We start from the raw sequence: 18,494 nt of genomic DNA, 5'->3' as shown, positions 1-18,494 counted from the left end.
AATCAGTAGGAGGTAACGGATGGGTCAGCAGGCGCGCTCCGCGGTGACGCCCCTGGCGATCGCCGTGCTCGCACTGCTCGAAGAGCGGCCCATGCATCCCTACGAGATGTACCAATTGCTGATCGCCCGTCGCGAAGACCGGCTGGTGAAGGTGCGACCGGGCTCGCTCTATCACACGGTCGCGCGGCTGGCCGATCAGGAACTGGTGTCGGCGGAAGGCGTCGACCGAGCGGGTAATCGACCGGAACGAACCACCTATCGAATCAGCGATAGCGGCCGAACGGCGTTGCGCACCAGGATCACCGAGATTCTGCGCAATCCCGCACCGGAGTATCCGATGTTCCCCGTCGCGCTCGCGGAGGCGCACAACCTGCCGAAGGCGGACGTGCTCGCGCTGCTGCGGGAGCGCGTGGAGCACCTGGAACACGACCTGGCCGACATCGAGATGATCGGCCGATGGGCAGGCATGAACGCGGTGCCGCGCCGCTATTGGATCGTGCTCCCGTACCTGCGCGCCACCGTCGCCGCCGAGATCGCCTGGGTCAACGACCTCACCGCCGAGCTCGACAGCGGGGAGATGGAATGGGAGGAATTCGATCCGGCGACCGGCGCCCGGATCTCCGACCATCAGCACGCCTGGTCCGAAGGCGCGGAAGCCGCCCTGCCGCCGATGCCGCGGCCCGCGGCGCGGACGAGCCCGTCGCCGTGAACCAGTCATTTCATCGAAGGTTCGTCATCCAGAGACTTCCGAGATAGGAACGAAAACCATGTCCACCCAACGTAATCCGTGGCTGGCGCTCTTCGCGCTCGTCGTCGGCTTCTTCATGATCCTGCTGGACATGACGATCGTCGCGGTCGCCAACCCGGCCATCATGGTCGACCTCGGCGCCGATATCTCCCAGGTCATCTGGGTCACCAGCGCCTACCTGCTCACCTACGCGGTGCCGCTGCTGGTCACCGGCCGTCTCGGTGATCGATACGGTCCCAAGAACATGTATCTCATCGGACTCGCGGTCTTCACTGCCGCGTCGCTGTGGTGCGGTCTGTCCGGAACCATCACCATGCTGATCGCCGCGCGCGCCGTGCAGGGCCTCGGCGCCGCGCTGATGACGCCGCAAACCATGGCCGTGATCACCAGGACCTTCCCGCCGGACAAGCGCGGCGCGGCCATGGGCCTGTGGGGCGGTGTCGCCGGACTCGCTACTCTCGTCGGTCCGATCCTCGGTGGCGTGCTGGTCGACGGCCTCGGCTGGGAGTGGATCTTCATCGTCAACGTCCCGGTCGGCATCGTCGCCTTTGCGCTGGCGGTCTGGCTGGTGCCCGCGCTGCCGACGAACGAGCACAAGTTCGACATTCCCGGCGTGCTGCTCAGTGGAGTCGGTCTGTTCCTGCTGGTGTTCGGAATCCAGGAGGGCAATACCTACGACTGGTCGTTGCGCATCTGGCTGATGATCGGTGCCGGTGTGCTGGTGCTGGTGGCCTTCTTGGTGAACCAGGCGCGCAATACCGGTGAGCCGCTGCTGCCGTTGCGCCTGTTCCGCGACCGTAACTTCGGGCTGTCCAACCTGGCCATCGCCTCGATGGGCGCCGCGGTCACCTCGATGATGGTGCCGTTGTACTTCTACTTGCAGGCGGTGCGCGAGATGTCACCGACCAGGTCCGCCTTGGTGTTTGCGCCGATGGCCATCGTCACCGGTATCTTCGCGCCGGTGATCGGCAAGTACTCCGACAGGTTCCATCCGCGCATCGTGCCGACCATCGGCTTCATCGGTTTCGCGGCCTCGGTCTTCTGGTTCGCGGCCGTCATGACACCGCACTCGTCGATCGTGTGGTTCCTGCTGTCGGCCGCACTCGCAGGCGTCGCCAATGCCTGCATCTGGGCGCCCCTGGCCTCGACCGCGACCCACAACCTGCCGGTGCAGTTGGCGGGCGCGGGCGCGGGCGTCTATAACACCACCCGCCAGGTGGGCTCGGTGCTCGGCAGCGCCGCGATCAGCGCTCTGATCGCCGCGCGAATGACCGCCAACGGCCTGCACGGCGGCAAGGTCACCGAGGGTGCCGGCGGCCCGGTCCCCGAGGTGGTCAAGGACGCCTTCAGCACCGCCCTCGGCCAATCCATCCTGCTCCCCGCGGGCATCCTGCTGATCGGCGTCATCGCCTCGGCGCTGTTCATCCGCCACGGTGACGGCGCCACCGCGGGCCCCAAGTCCGCACCCGCCGAAGCCGACACCGTCGCGGCCTGATTTGCGTGTGCCCCGTGAGCAATTCGCGCACGGGGCACCGCTATGTCAGCGCGCGAGCCCAGTAAGTCGATCCCAGTCGATCGACATTCGAATCGGCAGGTCGATAGTCGTTCGAGGCCCGCCTGGCGTCAACTGGGCATGAGGTCTGTAGTGGCACGCCGACGGAAAGCGCGCGCGGATCGGGGAGGCGTACTCGCGGTGCTCAGCGGCAGAGTGAGTCGCGATCAGCTCACCTGGACGGTGATGGTGGGGTAGCCGGTGGCGCCGTCGGGGACTACGTCGCGGCGGTCGGCGGTTTGGGTTTCGCCGGTGCCGTCGGTGGCGCGGGCGCGGAGGGTGTGGGTGCCGGGGGTGGCGTTCCAGTCGTAGACCCATTGGCGCCAGGTGTCGAAGGACTGTTCGGTGGACAGGCGGGCGGGTTGCCAGTCGCCGTTGTCTATTTGGATCTCCACGGCTCTGATGCCGCGGTGCTGGGCCCAGGCGACGCCGGCAATCGGGGTGGGGCCCGCCTTGATACGGGCTCGGGATCGCGGGGCATCGATGCGAGACTCGGTCTTGATCGGGCCGTAGGCCGACCAGCCGCGGCGGGTCCAGTAGGCGGTGGCGCGGTCGAATCGGGTGACCTCGAGTTCGGTGACCCATTTGGTGGCGGAGACGTAGCCGTAGAGGCCGGGTACCACGAGCCGGGCCGGATAGCCGTGCGCGACCGGTAGTGGTTCGCCGTTCATGCCGACCGCGAGCAGGGCATCGCGGCCGTCGGTGAGGAGGGCAAGCGGGCTGCCCGCGGTGAAGCCGTCGATGCTGTGCGAGAGCACCATGTCGGCATCGGGATGCGGGCTTGCCTCGGCGAGCAGCGCGTCGAGGCGGTAACCGCGCCAGCGGGCATTGCCGATCAGATCGCCACCGACCGGATTCGAGACGCAGGCCAAGGTCACCAGGCTTTCGACAGCCGTCCGATTCGCAAGATCGGCCCAGGTGATGTGGATTTCGCGATCCACCATGCCGTGGATGCGCAGCGACCAATCATCGATGGACACCTGTGGAACGATCAGCGCGGTGTCGATGCGGTAGAAGTCGGTATTCGACGTCACATACGGTGTCAGCCCCGGCAAGCGTAGATCCACACCTGGCGCGAGCGGCGCTTGCGGCTCGATCGGTTCCGGCAATTGCACCCCGGCCCGCTCACCCGAAACGTCGTGTCGCTGAGCACCGAGCAACCGCCCACCCACTCCGGCGAGCACCGCCAACCCGCCGGTCATGGCAAGCCCGCGCAATACCTGCCGCCGCTCCGAGGTCGTCGCTGCACCCAGCCCGGTGCGTCCGGCATCGTCTGTGCGCGCATTCACCGACCGCACGCTGGATCCGGGCGGAGTAGCTGCGCCGGTGAGATCTGTGGATTGTGTTGCGGCGTGGTCATTTTGCTCGGTTGAGGCGGGATCTGCCGAACTGGTTGGGCTACCGGCGCCCGGGGTGCGTCCGGAGGCGCCGATGGCGGCCGAGGAAGATTCGGGGGCCATCGATTCGGCGGCCTCGTCGATGCGCCGGGTCAGCGCTCGCAATGCGTAAATGCCTGCGGCGACGCCGATTACGGTGGGAATAGCGCCCGCGAAGCCGGTGCGATCGGCGGCGATTACGGCGGCAAGGAGACCGAAGAGGGCAAGCAGGATGGAGCCTGCGGCCCGGGTGGTGCGCTCGATCGCGCCCGCGCCTGCGGCGACCATGATCGCGACCGCCGCCATGCAGAGATACAGCACCGTCTTGTCGTTGGTTCCGAAGGTGGAGATCGCCCATTCGCGCAGGCCATCGGGAGTGTGGTCGACGACGGTGTTGCCGAGGGCGGCCAGCGGTGCGCGTTCGGGGCCCATGAAGGCGGCGAGCAGTTCGGCGACGCCGAGTGCCAGCCCGGCCGAAACGATCCCCGCTATTACACGCTGTACCCGCAGGTCGGCCATGAAGCGAGCCTACTGCCGGATTTAGGGCAAAAGTATGACCACTTGGTGACGTATCCCGGCCGGCCGTGCCGCTGTACACCCCGTGTTTCGCGAGGCCCGAGTGGATTCAGTTCGCCGAGCCCTCAGGCTTGTGCCGCTGGTAGTAGCGGGCGACACGCACCCGATTGCCGCATCGCTGTGCCGAACACCAGCGCCGACGAGGGTGGGTGGGCAGGAACAGCAGCACGCAGTCGTCGGCTTCGCAGCGCTTGAGTTTGTCGATCGATGGGTCGGTGAGCAGGTCGATGGCGGACTCGGCCAGCGCCGCCGCGGCGGCAGCGCCGAGTGGGCCGTCGCGGCGAGCGGTCGCGACCACGGCGTCGCCGTTCCAGGTCAGCTCTCGGATGAGCGGCGCCCCGGCCTGGGCTTTTTCCAATCCACGCAGGGCGGTGGTGGGCGGCTGCTGCCCCGCCAATATGGCCTCCAGCGCGGCGGCAGTGTCTTCGCGGACTGCGCGGACGGCAATCAGGTCGGCCGCGGTCGGCCGCTCGATCCCGACGCCGTGCAACCGATCTGCTTGCCGCGCAAGCCACTTCGCCAGCTGCTCCGCCGTGCCGAGCAGGTCGGGCCCGTCCGGTGCGGTGTTGACCAAGTCCAGTGCCAGCGGCTCGCCGATCAGCGGGGTGGAATCGCTCATGATTCTAATGCTACTCCAATGGATTGACACATTAGTATGCCTCGAGCTAAAACTAATGCAACATCTCATCAAGAAAGCATGTGAACAGATGAACGCCTTGCCTCGAGTCGAGTACCGCAGCACCGATGTCGCCGGAGTCCAGGTCTTCTACCGGGAGTCGATCCCGGACCACGCCGACGCGCAGGTGCTGTTGCTACTGCACGGCTTTCCCTCCGCCTCACACCAGTTCCGCAGGCTGATCGACGTGCTCGGCAGCCGATACCGGCTGATCGCCCCCGACTACCCCGGTTTCGGCAACACCGTCTCCCCATCCGATTTCGAGTACACCTTCGATCGGCTTGCCGACGTGGTGGAGGGCTTCGTCGAACGCCTCGGCCTGCGCCGTTTCGCGATGTATGTCTTCGACTTCGGCGCTCCCGTCGGCTTCCGCATCGCTACCCGCCACCCGGAGTGGATCGCGGGCCTCGTGGTGCAGAACGGCAATGCCTACGAGGCAGGTTTGTCCGATGGCGCAAAGGAATTCACCGCATTGACACCGGAGCAGGCGGGCGCCGAGGACACCATTCGCGGCTTGCTCACGCTGGAAGGCACCCGCGGCCAGTACGAGCACGGCGTCGCAGACCCCGCCGTGATCTCGCCGGAGTCCTGGACCCTCGATCAGCACTTCCTAGACCTGCCCGGCCGCAAGGCAGCACAGGTTGCCCTGGCCTTCGACTACAAGTCCAACGTCGCCGCCTATCCGGAATGGCAGGCCTGGCTGCGCAAGTACACCCCACCGGCCCTGATCACCTGGGGCGCGCACGACCCCTTCTTTCCCGCTCCCGGGGCGCACGCCTACCTCGCCGATCTCCCGGATGCCGAGTTGTACCTCTTCGACACCGGTCACTTCGCGTTGGAAACGCACCTGGGTGACATCGCGCCGCTGATCGCCGACTTCCTCGACAAGCTCCCCGACTACAGCGTGTCTCCCGATCGGTGAGATCGGTGGACACCGTCCTTCTCGGACGTCCTCCACTCACACCAGTTCAGGGTGAGTGCCGGTCTCCGCGCCACTCGGGCCGGTTTCACCCACACAGATGTGTGGGCCAGTGCCTTCCCTGGGCGAAAGACGCTGCCGCCCGGCCCAACGCGCCCAGCAGCGCCACGGCAGCGCTCCGCGAGCAGCTCACACACCCGGCCTATCTCACCGTCGCGAGCGGTGTCTCGACGCAGCTGTCTCGGTGCCGCTCGACAAGGCCGCCGAGGCATTCGACTCCAGCCGGCCGCCACACCGCTGACGCCGCACAAAAAGCGTGGCCCGCGACAGGTATCTGTCGCGGGCCACGCTTCGTCTGGAACTACCTCAGCTGTAGATCTTCTCCACCTCGGAGGCGTACTGCTTCATGACCACCGCGCGCTTGAGCGACATCTTCGGGGTCAGTTCGCCGGTCTCCTGGGTCCAGTCGACGGGCAGGATGCGGATCTTCTTGATCGCCTCGGCGTGCGACACCTTCTTGTTGGTGTCGGCGATCGCGGCATCGACCTCCGCGACCAGCTCGGGGTTCTCGATCAGCTTCTCGATCGGGGTGTCCGCGGGCAGGTTGTGGCGTTCCTTCCAGCCCGGAAGCGCCTCCGGATCGAGGGTGATCAGCGCGCCGATGAACGGCTGGCCGTCACCGACGACCATCACCTGGCTGATCAGCGGATGCGCCCGCAGCGAATCCTCCATCAGCCCAGGGGAGACGTTCTTGCCGCCCGCGGTGACGATGATTTCCTTCTTGCGGCCGGTGATGGTGACGTAGCCGTCGGCATCGATCGCGCCGAGGTCACCGGTCTTGAACCAGCCGTCGGCGAACGCTTCCTCGGTGGCCGTGGCATTGCCCCAGTAGCCGTTGAACACCACCGAACCGCGCAGCAGCAGCTCGCCGTCCTCGGCGATCTTGACGGCGTGGCCCTCGGTCGGCTTGCCGACGGTGCCGACCCGGATGTTCTCCGGCGTGTTCACGGTGATCGCCGCGGTGGTCTCGGTGAGCCCGTAGCCCTCGTAGATGGTGACGCCGACGCCGCGGAAGAAGTGGCCCAGACGTGCGCCGAGCGGTCCACCGCCGGATACCGCGGCCTCACACTGTCCGCCGAGCGCGACGCGAAGCTTGCTGTAGACCAGCTTGTCGAACAGCGTGTGCTTGAGCTTCAGCACCAGGCCGGGGCCACCGTTGTCCAGCGACTCGCTCCAGGCGATGGCGGTCTCGGCGGCTGCGTCGAAGATCTTGCCCTTGCCGCCGTCGTGCGCCTTCTGCTTCGCGCTGTTGAACACCTTCTCGAACACGCGCGGCACCGCGAGGATGAAGTGCGGGCGGTAGCTGCCGAACTGGTCGACCAGGGTGGACCAGTCGGAGGTGAAGGCGACGATGACCTTGGCGTCGAAGGCGGCCAGCGTGACGCCGCGCGCGAAGACGTGCGCAAGCGGCAGGAACATCAGCGTCTTCTTGCCGGCGGTGACGTACTTGCTCAGCGCGATACGGTCGGACTTCGACTCGGCGTAGAGATTCGAGTGCGAGAGCATGACGCCCTTGGGGCGACCGGTGGTGCCGGAGGTGTAGATCAGGGTCGCGGGCGAGGCCGCGTTGACCTGTGCGCGGCGCGCGTGCACGGCCTCGTCGTCCAGGTCGGCGCCGCGAGTGGTGAGCTCCTCGATTGCACCCTTGTCGATCTGCAGAGTCTCCTTCAGATCGGTCAGTGCGCCCGCGTCGATCTCGTCGATGACCGCGCGGTGCTTGTCGCTGTCGAGCACGAGCAGCTTGGTGGCGGAGTCCTGCAGGATCCACTTGGCCTGCTCGGGCGCGGAGCTGTCGTAGATGGCGACGGTGCAGCCACCGGCAGCCCAGATGGCGAAGTCGAGCACGGCCCACTCGTAGCGGGTCGGGGCCATGATGGCGACGCGGTCGCCGAGTTCGATACCCGAGGCAATGAAGCCCTTGGCGACGCTGGTGACGGTCTTCGCGAATTCCGCGGCGGTCACATCGGCGAATCCGCCGTTGCCGTTCGGAATGTTGAAGAGCACCGCGCCCGGCGACTGCTCGGCGTGCCGAAAGACGTTATCGGAATTGTTCGCGTCTTCCGGAATGGTGTAGGAAGCCGGGACTTCGAACTCTCGCATCAGTGCCCTTCCACGTGGTTTTACTCGCCAGTAATCTACGACACCTGAGACCGGGCCATTCCCTCGACCACCGAAAAGTGATCTGGCTCGAAAATAGCGGCCGATCGAGGCCCTTAATCGTACGCAGCCGGACTCGGCCCGTCCTCGGCTTTGCGTGGGCCGGGGACGACGAGGCGGCTGCTTATCCTAGGTCGCGAGCGGACGCTGGTTGGATCGCTTCGCGCAGAAATTCGGCCAGTTCGGTCAGCGCCGCCGCGGCAGGCGCGACGAGCGCGGCCTGCAACTGCGCGACGTGCCACAGTCCCTGCGTCTCGGCGAACCGCACCCGCACGCCTGCGGCCCGCAGTGTGGCGACCAACTCGGTGCATTGGCTGTACAGCAGCTCGCTCGTGTCGACCTGCACATACGTCGGCGGCAGGCCGCGCAGCTCGCCGGTCAGCGGGGCGTAACCGGGGTCTGTCGAATCGCCGTTGCCGAGATAGGCGGCAGCACATGCCCGCGACCACGGCTTGTTGATCACCAGGTCGCGGTGGCGCTCGGGGATCTGGTTCGGATCGGCCCATGGCGCGATCAGTCCGAGCGCAGCGGGCGTGTGCCCGTGCTGGGCGAGCAGGCGCTGGGCCGTGGCAAGCGACAACCCGCCGCCTGCCGAATCACCGGCGAGGGCGATGTTGTCGGGACGGTAGCCCACGCTCTCGACCAGCTCGAGGAACGCCAACTCGGCGTCGTCGAGCCCGGCGGGGAACGGGTGCTCCGGCGCCAGCCGGTAGTCGAGAACGTAGACGGTGCAGCCGGTTTCGTGTGCAAGTCGGGCGGCGAGCGAACGGTGCGTCGCGAGCGAACCGACCGCGTAGCCGCCGCCGTGCAGGTAGAGGATCGCGCCCCGCGCCGTCGCGCCGCGCGGAGATTGCGAACCCGCCGAGATCTGCTCGGCGGGCCTGCCGCCGAGGTGCAGTTTGCGCACGGCGGTTCCCGCGGGCAGCAACTGCGCGCGGGAACTGACATCGAGCAACAGGCGTTGCCACCGCCACGGCATCCGCTCGTTCAGCGTCACTCGGAAGATCGGCCGCAGCATCGCCCGTGCGACGGGCAGCGGAAGGTTGATGTCGCGCATGGTGTTTCCTCGACTGTGCCTTCTCGTGATCAGAGCTGGAACCGGCGATTCACCACGGCGGCGATGCGCTGGTAGCCGGAGGCGGTGATACGGACGAACAGGTCGAGCGCCTTCGCCTCCCAACCGATCAGCACCCGGCCGTGCCCCTTGCGCACGCCCTCGGTGATGGTCTGCGCGGCCATCTCCGGGGTGTGCATCGCCAGCTTCTTGTCGAACATCGATGCGGCGTTCTTGCCGTCGATGCCCTCGGCATAAGTGGCGTTACGGGCCACCGCGGTCTTGATGCCGCCGGGATGCACGCAGGTCACCTGCACCGGGTGCCGGCCGACCAGCATCTCCTGGCGCAGCGACTCGGTGAACCCGCGCACCGCGAATTTGGCTGCGTTGTACGCACTCTGGCCGGGCACCGCGATCAGGCCGAACAGGCTGGACACGTTGACGACATGGCCCGCGCCGGACTCGATCAGCATCGGCAGGAACGCCTTGGTGCCGTTGACGACACCCCAGAAGTCGACGTCCATGATGCGTTCGATGTCCTTGAACTCCGAACGGATCACCTCGCCGTGGTAGGCGATGCCCGCGTTGTTGTAGACCTGGTTGACCTTGCCGAAGTGCGCCCGCACGGCGTCGGCGTAGAGCAGCACGGCCTCGCGCTCGGCCACATTGATCCGGTCCGACTTCACCTCGGCGCCGAGCGCTTCGCAGCGGCGCACCGTTTCGGCGAGGCCCTCGGTGTCGATGTCCGACAGCGCGAGCTTGGCGCCGCGCCCGGCGAGGTTCTCCGCGAGCGCGCGGCCGATGCCGGAGCCGGCACCGGTGATGACACAGACCTTGTCCTTGAAGTAAGCGTCATTGCGCCCACCCGTCTCCCGGCCGCCACCCCTCATCGAATCGCTGCGCGATGCTGTATTCACTGTGCGGCCACCACTTTCAGATCGTTTCGGGAATCGTCGCTTGTCGTTTCATAGGCAGCGACATCGAATGTTCTTGTCAGCTTGCGGAATTCGAAAGTGAAGTCGGGCCACAGCGTGGTGTTGTTGCCATGCTTGTCCAGGTACCAGCTGGAGCAGCCGCCGGTATTCCACACGCTGCCTTCCAGCTTGTTCTTCAGTTCCGCGTTGTAAGCGTCCTGCGCGGCGCGGCGCACCTCGACAGTCTGCAGGCCCAGCCGGTTCACCGTGGCCAGCGCGTCGGCGATGTAGTTGATCTGCGATTCGATCATGAACACCATCGAGGTGTGGCCGAGGCCGACGTTCGGCCCGAGCAGGAAGAACATGTTCGGGAAGTTGGCGATGGACGAGCCCTTGTAGCCCTGCTGGCCGATCTCGTCGAACACTTCCGAAAGGGTGCGCCCGTCCTTGCCCGCGATGGTGTTGTAGGCGGGGGAATCGGTGACATGGAAGCCGGTCGCCACGATGAGGGCGTCGATCTCGCGCTCGGTGCCGTCCTTGGTGACGATCGAATTCTCGCGCACCTCGGCGATGCCGTCGGTGATCACATCCACGTTGCCGCGGCCGAGCGCGGGATAATACTCGTTGGAGATCAGCATGCGCTTGCAGCCGATCCGGAAGTTCGGTGTCACCTTGGCGCGCAACTCGGGATCGCGGATCTCGAGCTTCAGCTTGGCCCTCGCGATCAGCTCGAACGCCTGCATCAGCGCGGGGACCTTGGCCAGGCCGACGACCTGGGTCTCGCGGGCCGCGTAGATGGCCGCGCGCGAGAGGCGCTGGAAGCCGGGGATGTGCTTGAAGGCCAGACGTTCCGGCAGCGTGTACGGCCGGTCCATGCGGGGCAGCAGCCACGGCGCGGTGCGCTGGTAGACGTCGAGGTGAGCGACCTGGGCCGCGATGGACGGCACGATCTGGATGGACGAGGCGCCGGTGCCGATGATCGCGACACGCTTGCCGGGCAGGTCTGCGTCGTGGTTCCAGCGGGCGGAGTGGAAGATCTCGCCCTTGAAGTTGTTGATGCCCTTGATGTCCGGCAGCGCGGGCTCGCACAGTGCGCCGACCGCGGAGACCACGGTGTCTGCGGTGAAGCTGCCTTTCGCGGACTCGACCTCCCACCGGTTGGTACCGGTGTTCCAGCGCGCGGAGGTGACATCGCAGTCGAAGAGGTGCTTGTCGAGCACGTTGTACTTCTTGGCGACGCCCTGGATGTACTGCTGGATCTCGCCCTGCTTGGAGAACGAGCGCGACCAGTTCGGGTTGAGCGCGAAGGAGTACGAGTACAGGTGCGAAGGCACGTCGCAGGCGGCGCCCGGGTAGGTGTTGTCGCGCCAGGTGCCACCGACATCGCTGCCGCGTTCCAGCACCAGGTAATCGGTGCGGCCCTGCTGGCTCAAGCGAATGGCCAGGCCGAGGCCGGCGAATCCACTGCCGATGATGATCGTCTTGACGTGACGGGCGGGGCGGTTGGCGACAGCTTTGTCTGTAACCTTGCGACTCATATAGACGAGACTACGGTCTTATTGAGCATGAGTCAACAGTATTGACTGTCGTTCAGTAAGATGGCCGTGTGGGTACCAAAGGCACCGGAGAGGCCGTGAAGCGCACCCGGCTCAGCCCGGACGAGCGCCGCACGCAGTTGATTACCTTGGGTGCCAAGATGCTTGGCGAACGAGCTATCGAAGACATCTCTATCACCGAGATCGCCGAACAGGCAGGCATCTCCCGCGGCCTGCTGTTCCATTACTTCCCGACCAAGCAGGATTTCCAGTTGGCGATCGTGCACCACGCAAATGCCGAACTGCTCGAACGCGTCGCTCCCGACCGCTCGCTCGGCACGTTCGACATGCTGCGCGACTCGATCGACCGCTATATCGCCTACGTCAGTGGCAATCGCACGTCCTACCTGGCGCTGCTGCGCGGTCCCGCCAGCACCAGCCCACTGCTGGTCACCCTGGTAGAGGAAACACGCAACGCCATCGTCGGCATCATCCTCACCGAGGCCGCTGTCCCCGTCGACGACGCAGACCGCCCCCGCCTGCTCCTGGCCATCCGCGGCTGGATCGCCTTCGTCGAGGAAACCACTCTCAGTTGGCTCCGCGACGAACCTATCTCCCGCCACCAACTGGTGGACCTCTTGGTCGAATCCCTCGTGGCCCTTGCGCTTTCGCTCAGCCCCGCTCTTGCCGCCGCGCTGTCGAGGGTGACGGATATACCCTGACGTATGGGTCTGTCTCGCCGGGAGCTGTTGAGATTCGGCACCGCCGGATCGGTTGCGGTGCTGGTCGGGGCGTCGGCGGCCGGTAGCGGGCGGTTTCGGGCGCCGCGGTGGCCGGGGGACCCTTTCAGCTTGGGGGTGGCGTCGGGAGATCCCACCTCCGATGGCGTGGTGTTGTGGACCCGGTTGGCGCCCGACCCGTTTGCCCCGGACGGGCTCGGCGGAATGCCACTTGCTCCGGTGACCGTCGAATACGAAGTCGCTCATGACGAGCACTTCCAGCAGGTGGTGGCCCGGGGGAGTGCGGTCGCGACGCGCGCGCTCGCCCACACCGTGCATCCCGAGGTCCATGGATTGGCCCCGGATCGCTGGTACTTCTACCGCTTTCGCGCGGGATCGGCGATCTCGCCGATCGGCCGGACTCGCACCTCGCCGCCGCCCGGCCGGCCCACCGCACGCATGCGTTTCGCCTTCGCCTCCTGCCAATCGTGGACTTCCGGCTTCTACACCGCCTACGAGCACATGAGCGCCGAAGACCTCGATCTGGTCGTCCATCTCGGTGACTACATCTACGAGCGCGGCTGGAACCGTGGCCGCGAGGGCATGACGGTCGAGCCGCAGTTCCGTGCCGAAGCGGTCGACCTGGCCGGCTACCGGCTGCGCTACGCACAGGCCAAAGCCGAGCAGCCGCTGCGTGCCGCGCACGCCGCGTTCCCCTGGCTTGTCACCATGGACGACCACGAGGTCGACAACAACTGGGCGGCCGACGCGCCAGGGCTCGGGCTCGACATCTATCGCATTCCTGCGCTGTTCCGCCACCGCCGCGCCGCCGCCTTCCAGGCGATGTACGAGCACCAGCCGCTGCGGATCGAACAGCTGCCGGCCGGGCCGAACATGCGTTTGCATCGGCGCTACGGTTTCGGCGACCTCGCGGAGATCACCATGCTCGACACCCGGCAGTACCGCAGCAGGCAGGCATGCGACGGCGAGAACGTCGCCGATTGCGCCGACGGGCTCGCAGCCGATCGCACGATACTCGGTGCGCGGCAACGTGATTGGCTGCTGGACGGATTCTCCGACTCCATGGCCCGTTGGCAGATCATCGGCAATCAGGTGGCGATGAGCCGATCCGACTACGACCCCGGCCCCGGCGCCGACCTGGGCGCCGACGCCTGGGATGGGTACGTCGCCGACCGCAACACCGTGCTCGGCGCCGCCGCCGACCGCGGCGTGCGCAACCTCGTCGTGATCACCGGCGACCGGCACCACAACTACGCTGCCGATCTGCGCCGCAACTACGCCGATCCCGAATCACCCGTCGTCGCATCGGAATTCACCGGAACATCGATCACAAGTGGCGGCGACGGCGCCGATATCAACCCCACCGGGCGCAACTTGCTGGCCGCCAATCCCGACATGAAATTCTTCAACGCACAACGCGGCTATGTCCGCGTCGAACTCGATCAGAAATTGTGGCGCAACGACTTCCGCGTCGTGCCCTATATCCGACGCCCCGGCGCGCCCATCCACACTCGCGCCAGCTTCGTCGTGCAAGACCGAGTGCCCGGCGTCACGGCGGCATCGCGCCCCGACATCTCCACCGGCCACGCCCCTGAACCCGACGCCGCAGGCCGTCCACCGCAACCACGGTGATGCGGCGAGCGGCAACCCTCGACTGCTCGGTACCCCTACACTCGGCGACATGTTTCTCCGACGGCTGATCGCCCTCTGCGTTTTCGCGCTGCTCGCCTCGTTCGGCGTGGCCGCCTGCACCGTCGAAGGGCCGGGCACCAAGTCCGACTGCAACGTCAGCGGCTGCACCGTCACCTTCACCCGCGGCGTGCACGCCAAGGCCACCGTCCTCGGCGTCGACGCCGAACTCGTTGCCGTGAACGGCAACCTGATCACCCTGAAGGTGGCCGGTCAGGAGGTCACAATCCCAGCCGGGCAAACCCAGCCCGCGGAAGGCGTCAACGTCACGGTTCAGGAGATCACCGACGAGAAAGTTGTCGTCGAATTCGCCACCGGCATCACCACCGGGAACTGACCAGAACTTCGTCGCCGGTGACGCGTCGCCGCCGACCTGGCTCAGCTGGTCGACCTCCCAGTCATCCTTGCTCCTTCGTTGGAACGCACACGGCTGCCGCCTGACACGGTTGTGGCCGGCGCAGTTCGACCGGCATCCATGGAGCAGATCATCGCAAAGCCTCGGATACCAGCCGTCGATCTCGTTCACCAAGCATTGCGCGAACTACCGCTTCACAGCGGCAGGTCGTGAGATGGTGGCGACGTACGGTATCGAAAAGCAGAACGCCGGGTCGAATCGCTCTGGGGAGAGGCGGATTCGACCCGGCGTCAGATCATGAACGAACTAGCGAACTAGCTGGTGGGCTCGAAGGCCTCGTCGATGATCTCCTGCTGTTCTACCGCGTGCACCTTGCTCGAACCCGAGGACGGGGCCGACATGGCGCGGCGCGAGATGCGGCGGAGCTTGGTGAAGCGGTCGGGGAGGAGCTCGGGGAGGTTGAGGCCGAAGAAGGGCCATGCGCCCTGGTTGGCCGGTTCCTCCTGGACCCAGGCGATGTCGGTCGCGTTGGGGTAGGTCGCGAGTGCCTCGTTGAGGCGGAACTTGGGCAGCGGGTAGAGCTGCTCGATCCGCACGATGGCGATGTCCTCGCGGTTGCCCTTGGCCTTCGCCGCGACCAGCTCGTAGTAGAGCTTGCCGCTGGTCATCAGGACCCGCTTGACCTTGTTGCCGTCACCGATGCCCTGCTCGTAGGTGGGCTCGTTGAACACCGAGTGGAACTTCGACTCGGTGAAGTCCTTCAGGTCCGAGACCACAGCCTTGTTGCGCAGCATCGACTTCGGAGTGAAGACGATCAGCGGGCGGCGGATGCCGTCGAGCGCGTGGCGGCGCAGCAGGTGGAAGTAGTTCGCCGGGGTGGACGGCACGGCGACCGTCATCGAGCCCTCGGCGCACAGCAGCAGGAAGCGCTCGATTCGACCGGAGGTGTGGTCGGGACCCTGGCCCTCGTGGCCGTGCGGCAGCAGCAGCACGACGTCCGACAGTTGACCCCACTTGGCCTCACCGGAGGAGATGAACTCGTCGATGATGGACTGCGCGCCGTTGACGAAGTCACCGAACTGCGCCTCCCACAACACAAGTGCGTTGGAGTTGCCCAGCGAGTAGCCGTACTCGAAGCCGACCGCCGCGTACTCGCTCAGCGCCGAATCGTGCACCGCGAACCAACCGGGGTTGGTGCTGCCGATGTTGTGCAGCGGGGTGTACTCCTCGGCCGTCTTGCGGTCGATGATCACCGAGTGCCGCTGAGTGAACGTGCCACGACGCGAGTCCTGACCGGTCAACCGCACCGCTTTGCCTTCGTCGATCAGCGTGCCGAAGGCCATCAGCTCGGCGAAGGCCCAGTCGACCTTGCCTTCGTAGGCCATCTCGCGACGCTTCTCCAGCACCGGCTTGACGCGCGGATGCACGTTGAAACCGTCCGGCACGTTGAGGAAGGCGTCGCCGATGCGCTGCAGCACCGTCTTGTCCACCGCCGTCACGACGGTGGTCGGCACCTGCTGGTCGTCCTCGACCGATTCGCTCGGCTCCGGGACGTACTTCTCCAGCTCGCGGACCTCGTTGAAGACTCGCTCCAGCTGACCCTGGTAGTCGCGCAGGGCGTCCTCGGCCTCTTTGAGGGAGATGTCGCCACGGCCGATCAGGCTCTCGGTGTAGGCCTTGCGAACAGAGCGCTTGGTGTCGATGACGTCGTACATGTACGGCTGGGTCATCGACGGGTCGTCGCCCTCGTTGTGGCCGCGACGCCGGTAGCAGATCATGTCGATCACGACGTCCTTGCGGAACTTCTGCTTGAAGTCCACCGCGAGACGCGCCACCCAGTCGCAGGCCTCCGGGTCGTCGCCGTTCACGTGGAAGATCGGCGCGCCGATGAACTTCGCGATGTCCGTGGAGTATTCGGTCGAGCGGCTGTTCTCCGGCGCCGTGGTGAAACCGATCTGGTTGTTCACCACGATGTGGATGGTGCCGCCGACGCGGTAGCCACGCAGACCCGACAGGTTCAGCGTCTCAGCGACCACGCCCTGACCGGCGAATGCGGCGTCACCGTGCAGCATCAGCGGGACAACGGAGTAGCCCTCCGGGCCGTCGCCCTTGTCGAGGATGTCCTGCTTGGCGCGGACCAGACCCTCGAGCACCGGGTCGACGGCTTCCAGGTGCGACGGGTTGGCGGTCAGCGAGACCTCGATCTCGTTGTCGCCGAACATCTGCAGGTAGGTGCCGTGCGCGCCGAGGTGGTACTTGACGTCGCCGGAGCCGTGCGCCCCCGCCGGGTTCATGTTGCCCTCGAACTCGGTGAAGATCTTCGAGTACGGCTTGCCGACAATGTTGGCGAGCACGTTGAGGCGACCGCGGTGCGGCATGCCGATGATGACCTCGTCGAGCGAGTGCTCGGCGCACTGGTCGATGACTGCGTCCATCATCGGGATGACGGTCTCGGCGCCTTCCAGCGAGAAGCGCTTCTGGCCGACGTACTTGGTCTGGAGGAAGGTCTCGAAGGCCTCCGCCGCATTCAGTCGGTTCAGGATGTACTTCTGCTGCGCGACAGTCGGCTTCGCGTGCTTCTGCTCGACCCGCTCCTGGATCCACTGCAGCTGCTCGGTGTCGAGGATGTGGGTGTACTCCACACCGACGTGGCGGCAGTAGGCGTCGCGCAGGACCGAGAGCACCTCGCGCAGCTTCATCTGTTCCTGGCCGTGGAAGCCGCCCACGTTGAAGGTGCGGTCCAGGTCCCACAGGGTCAGCCCGTGCTGGGTGACGTCGAGGTCGGGGTGGCTGCGGAACTTGTCCTTGACCAGACGCAGCGGATCGGTGTCCGCCATCAGGTGGCCACGATTGCGGTAGGCCGCAATCATTTCCAGCACGCGCGAGCTCTTGTCGACGCCGCGCTCGCGGATGTCCTTGCGCCAGCGCACCGGCTCGTAGGGCACGCCGAGGCCGTGGAAGATCTCGTCGTAGAACTCGTCGCTGATCAGCAGCTGGTGGATGGTGCGCAGGAAATCACCGGACTCCGCGCCTTGGATGATGCGGTGGTCGTAGGTGGAGGTGAGCGTCATCAGCTTGCCGATGCCGATATCGGCGATGCGCTCTTCGCTCATGCCCTGGAACTCGGCCGGGTACTCCATGGCGCCCGCGCCGATGATCGCGCCCTGGCCCGGCATCAGCCGCGGCACCGAGTGCACGGTGCCGATGGTGCCGGGGTTGGTCAGCGAGATGGTGACACCGGTGAAGTCTTCGGTGGTCAGCTTGCCGTCACGGGCCCGGCGGACGATGTCCTCGTAGGCGGTGTGGAACTGACCGAAGGTCATTTCCTCGCAGCCCTTGATGGCGGCCACGACGAGGGTGCGGCTGCCGTCCTTGCCGGGCAGGTCGATGGCGAGACCGAGGTTGGTGTGCGCCGGGGTGATCGCGTTCGGCTTGCCGTCGATCTCGGCGAAATGCCGGTTCAGATTCGGGAAGGCCTTGACGCCCTGCACGATCGCGTACCCGAGCAGGTGGGTGAACGAGATCTTGCCACCGCGGGTGCGGGCCAGGTGGTTGTTGATGACCAGACGGTTGTCGATCATCAGCTTGGCCGGAATGGCACGCACGCTCGTCGCCGTGGGGATGGTCAGCGAGGCGGACATGTTCTTGACGACCGCGGCGGCTGCGCCGCGCAGGACCTTCGATTCGTCGGCGGCCGCGGCGGGCTTGGGTCCGCCGGAGGTGGGCGTCGCGTTCGAGGTGGGCGCCGGAGTGGTCTGCGGGGTGCGCGCGGTGGCTTTGGCCGGTGCCGCGGGCTTTGCCGGTGCCGGGGCGGGCGCGGCGGGAGCCGGAGCGGCCGGGGCAGGTGCAGCTGCGGCGGGCGCGGGTGTGGCGGAAGTCATAGCCGCCGGCGTGGACGGCGCGGCCTGCGCGGGTGCGGCCGGAGCCGCGGTCTGGCTGTTACCGGAATCTCCAGTGGCTTCGGGGGTGTAATCAGCGAGGAACTCGTGCCAACTCTCGTCTACCGAAGATGGATCCTGTTTGTACTTCTGATACATCTCATCGACTAGCCACTGGTTCTGTCCGAACTGGGAAGTTGAGCTGCTCACAGCAGGTGTTCGCCTCATTTCGTTCTTCGCGCTGCGACGTTTGTGACGTGCCCGG

Annotated in this window: 13 protein-coding genes; 6 read left to right on the top strand and 7 right to left on the bottom strand. The window is 66.3% G+C overall.

Going from position 1 to position 18,494, the window contains the following annotated elements:
- The first annotated feature begins 19 nt into the window (after positions 1 to 19).
- Positions 20 to 709, top strand: a complete 690-nt coding sequence (locus tag OHQ90_RS36900) for a PadR family transcriptional regulator (protein WP_328405623.1) — start codon at positions 20 to 22, stop codon at positions 707 to 709.
- Positions 710 to 767: 58 nt separating this feature from the next.
- Positions 768 to 2,243, top strand: coding sequence for a DHA2 family efflux MFS transporter permease subunit (locus tag OHQ90_RS36895; protein ID WP_328405621.1), 1,476 nt, complete (start codon positions 768 to 770; stop codon positions 2,241 to 2,243).
- Positions 2,244 to 2,467: 224 nt separating this feature from the next.
- Here OHQ90_RS36895 and OHQ90_RS36890 read toward each other — a convergent pair whose 3' ends face one another.
- Positions 2,468 to 4,195 (bottom strand): molybdopterin-dependent oxidoreductase, encoded by a 1,728-nt coding sequence (locus tag OHQ90_RS36890; protein ID WP_328405619.1) that lies wholly within the window; start codon positions 4,193 to 4,195, stop codon positions 2,468 to 2,470.
- 106 nt (positions 4,196 to 4,301) lie between these two features.
- Positions 4,302 to 4,871, bottom strand: coding sequence for a CGNR zinc finger domain-containing protein (locus OHQ90_RS36885; protein WP_328405617.1), 570 nt, complete (start codon positions 4,869 to 4,871; stop codon positions 4,302 to 4,304).
- Between the two features lie 88 nt (positions 4,872 to 4,959).
- Between OHQ90_RS36885 and OHQ90_RS36880 the strand changes: the two genes are divergently transcribed.
- The gene (locus OHQ90_RS36880) at positions 4,960 to 5,850 is read left to right on the top strand and encodes an alpha/beta fold hydrolase (protein WP_328405615.1); all 891 of its coding nucleotides are present in this window, start codon (positions 4,960 to 4,962) and stop codon (positions 5,848 to 5,850) included.
- Positions 5,851 to 6,213: 363 nt separating this feature from the next.
- On the opposite strand, the gene OHQ90_RS36875 is transcribed toward OHQ90_RS36880, so the two are convergent.
- The 4 genes from OHQ90_RS36875 to OHQ90_RS36860 form a co-directional block, all read right to left on the bottom strand.
- On the bottom strand, positions 6,214 to 8,007 hold the full coding sequence (locus tag OHQ90_RS36875; protein ID WP_328405613.1) for an AMP-dependent synthetase/ligase: 1,794 nt from the start codon (positions 8,005 to 8,007) through the stop codon (positions 6,214 to 6,216).
- Positions 8,008 to 8,188: 181 nt separating this feature from the next.
- Positions 8,189 to 9,121: an alpha/beta hydrolase gene (locus OHQ90_RS36870; RefSeq protein ID WP_328405611.1), complete on the bottom strand. Its 933-nt coding sequence runs from the start codon at positions 9,119 to 9,121 to the stop codon at positions 8,189 to 8,191.
- Positions 9,122 to 9,150: 29 nt separating this feature from the next.
- On the bottom strand, positions 9,151 to 10,008 hold the full coding sequence (locus tag OHQ90_RS36865) for an SDR family NAD(P)-dependent oxidoreductase (protein ID WP_328413371.1): 858 nt from the start codon (positions 10,006 to 10,008) through the stop codon (positions 9,151 to 9,153).
- A gap of 23 nt (positions 10,009 to 10,031) precedes the next feature.
- Positions 10,032 to 11,570 (bottom strand): flavin-containing monooxygenase, encoded by a 1,539-nt coding sequence (locus OHQ90_RS36860; RefSeq protein ID WP_328405609.1) that lies wholly within the window; start codon positions 11,568 to 11,570, stop codon positions 10,032 to 10,034.
- 68 nt (positions 11,571 to 11,638) lie between these two features.
- On the opposite strand from OHQ90_RS36860, the gene OHQ90_RS36855 reads away from it, so the two are divergent.
- From OHQ90_RS36855 to OHQ90_RS36845, 3 genes are read left to right on the top strand one after another with little or no spacing between them, the layout of a single operon-like run.
- Complete coding sequence (locus tag OHQ90_RS36855) at positions 11,639 to 12,289, top strand: TetR/AcrR family transcriptional regulator (protein WP_328405607.1); 651 nt, start codon at positions 11,639 to 11,641, stop codon at positions 12,287 to 12,289.
- A gap of 3 nt (positions 12,290 to 12,292) precedes the next feature.
- On the top strand, positions 12,293 to 13,939 hold the full coding sequence (locus OHQ90_RS36850; protein ID WP_328405605.1) for an alkaline phosphatase D family protein: 1,647 nt from the start codon (positions 12,293 to 12,295) through the stop codon (positions 13,937 to 13,939).
- Positions 13,940 to 13,988: 49 nt separating this feature from the next.
- Positions 13,989 to 14,333 carry a hypothetical protein gene (locus OHQ90_RS36845; protein WP_328405603.1) on the top strand — a complete coding sequence of 115 codons (345 nt, stop codon included), beginning with the start codon at positions 13,989 to 13,991 and terminating at the stop codon, positions 14,331 to 14,333.
- A gap of 332 nt (positions 14,334 to 14,665) precedes the next feature.
- Here the strand turns inward: OHQ90_RS36845 and OHQ90_RS36840 are convergent, their stop codons facing one another.
- The gene (locus tag OHQ90_RS36840) at positions 14,666 to 18,457 is read right to left on the bottom strand and encodes a multifunctional oxoglutarate decarboxylase/oxoglutarate dehydrogenase thiamine pyrophosphate-binding subunit/dihydrolipoyllysine-residue succinyltransferase subunit (RefSeq protein ID WP_328405601.1); all 3,792 of its coding nucleotides are present in this window, start codon (positions 18,455 to 18,457) and stop codon (positions 14,666 to 14,668) included.
- Between the last annotated feature and the right edge of the window lie 37 nt (positions 18,458 to 18,494).

This window comes from Nocardia sp. NBC_00403, from assembly GCF_036046055.1.
Lineage (GTDB): Bacteria > Actinomycetota > Actinomycetes > Mycobacteriales > Mycobacteriaceae > Nocardia.
The sequence above is the reverse complement of the archived record's forward strand: the minus strand, read 5'-3'. Positions and strand labels throughout refer to the sequence as shown.

Bases quoted from the DNA above. Each gene is read 5' to 3' on its own strand.
- OHQ90_RS36900 (WP_328405623.1), top strand. From the start codon at position 20: ATGGGTCAGCAGGCGCGCTCCGCGGTGACGCCCCTGGCGATCGCCGTG.
- OHQ90_RS36895 (WP_328405621.1), top strand. From the start codon at position 768: ATGTCCACCCAACGTAATCCGTGGCTGGCGCTCTTCGCGCTCGTCGTC.
- OHQ90_RS36890 (WP_328405619.1), bottom strand. From the start codon at position 4,195: ATGGCCGACCTGCGGGTACAGCGTGTAATAGCGGGGATCGTTTCGGCC.
- OHQ90_RS36885 (WP_328405617.1), bottom strand. From the start codon at position 4,871: ATGAGCGATTCCACCCCGCTGATCGGCGAGCCGCTGGCACTGGACTTG.
- OHQ90_RS36880 (WP_328405615.1), top strand. From the start codon at position 4,960: ATGAACGCCTTGCCTCGAGTCGAGTACCGCAGCACCGATGTCGCCGGA.
- OHQ90_RS36875 (WP_328405613.1), bottom strand. From the start codon at position 8,007: ATGCGAGAGTTCGAAGTCCCGGCTTCCTACACCATTCCGGAAGACGCG.
- OHQ90_RS36870 (WP_328405611.1), bottom strand. From the start codon at position 9,121: ATGCGCGACATCAACCTTCCGCTGCCCGTCGCACGGGCGATGCTGCGG.
- OHQ90_RS36865 (WP_328413371.1), bottom strand. From the start codon at position 10,008: ATGAGGGGTGGCGGCCGGGAGACGGGTGGGCGCAATGACGCTTACTTC.
- OHQ90_RS36860 (WP_328405609.1), bottom strand. From the start codon at position 11,570: ATGAGTCGCAAGGTTACAGACAAAGCTGTCGCCAACCGCCCCGCCCGT.
- OHQ90_RS36850 (WP_328405605.1), top strand. From the start codon at position 12,293: ATGGGTCTGTCTCGCCGGGAGCTGTTGAGATTCGGCACCGCCGGATCG.
- OHQ90_RS36845 (WP_328405603.1), top strand. From the start codon at position 13,989: ATGTTTCTCCGACGGCTGATCGCCCTCTGCGTTTTCGCGCTGCTCGCC.
- OHQ90_RS36840 (WP_328405601.1), bottom strand. From the start codon at position 18,457: ATGAGGCGAACACCTGCTGTGAGCAGCTCAACTTCCCAGTTCGGACAG.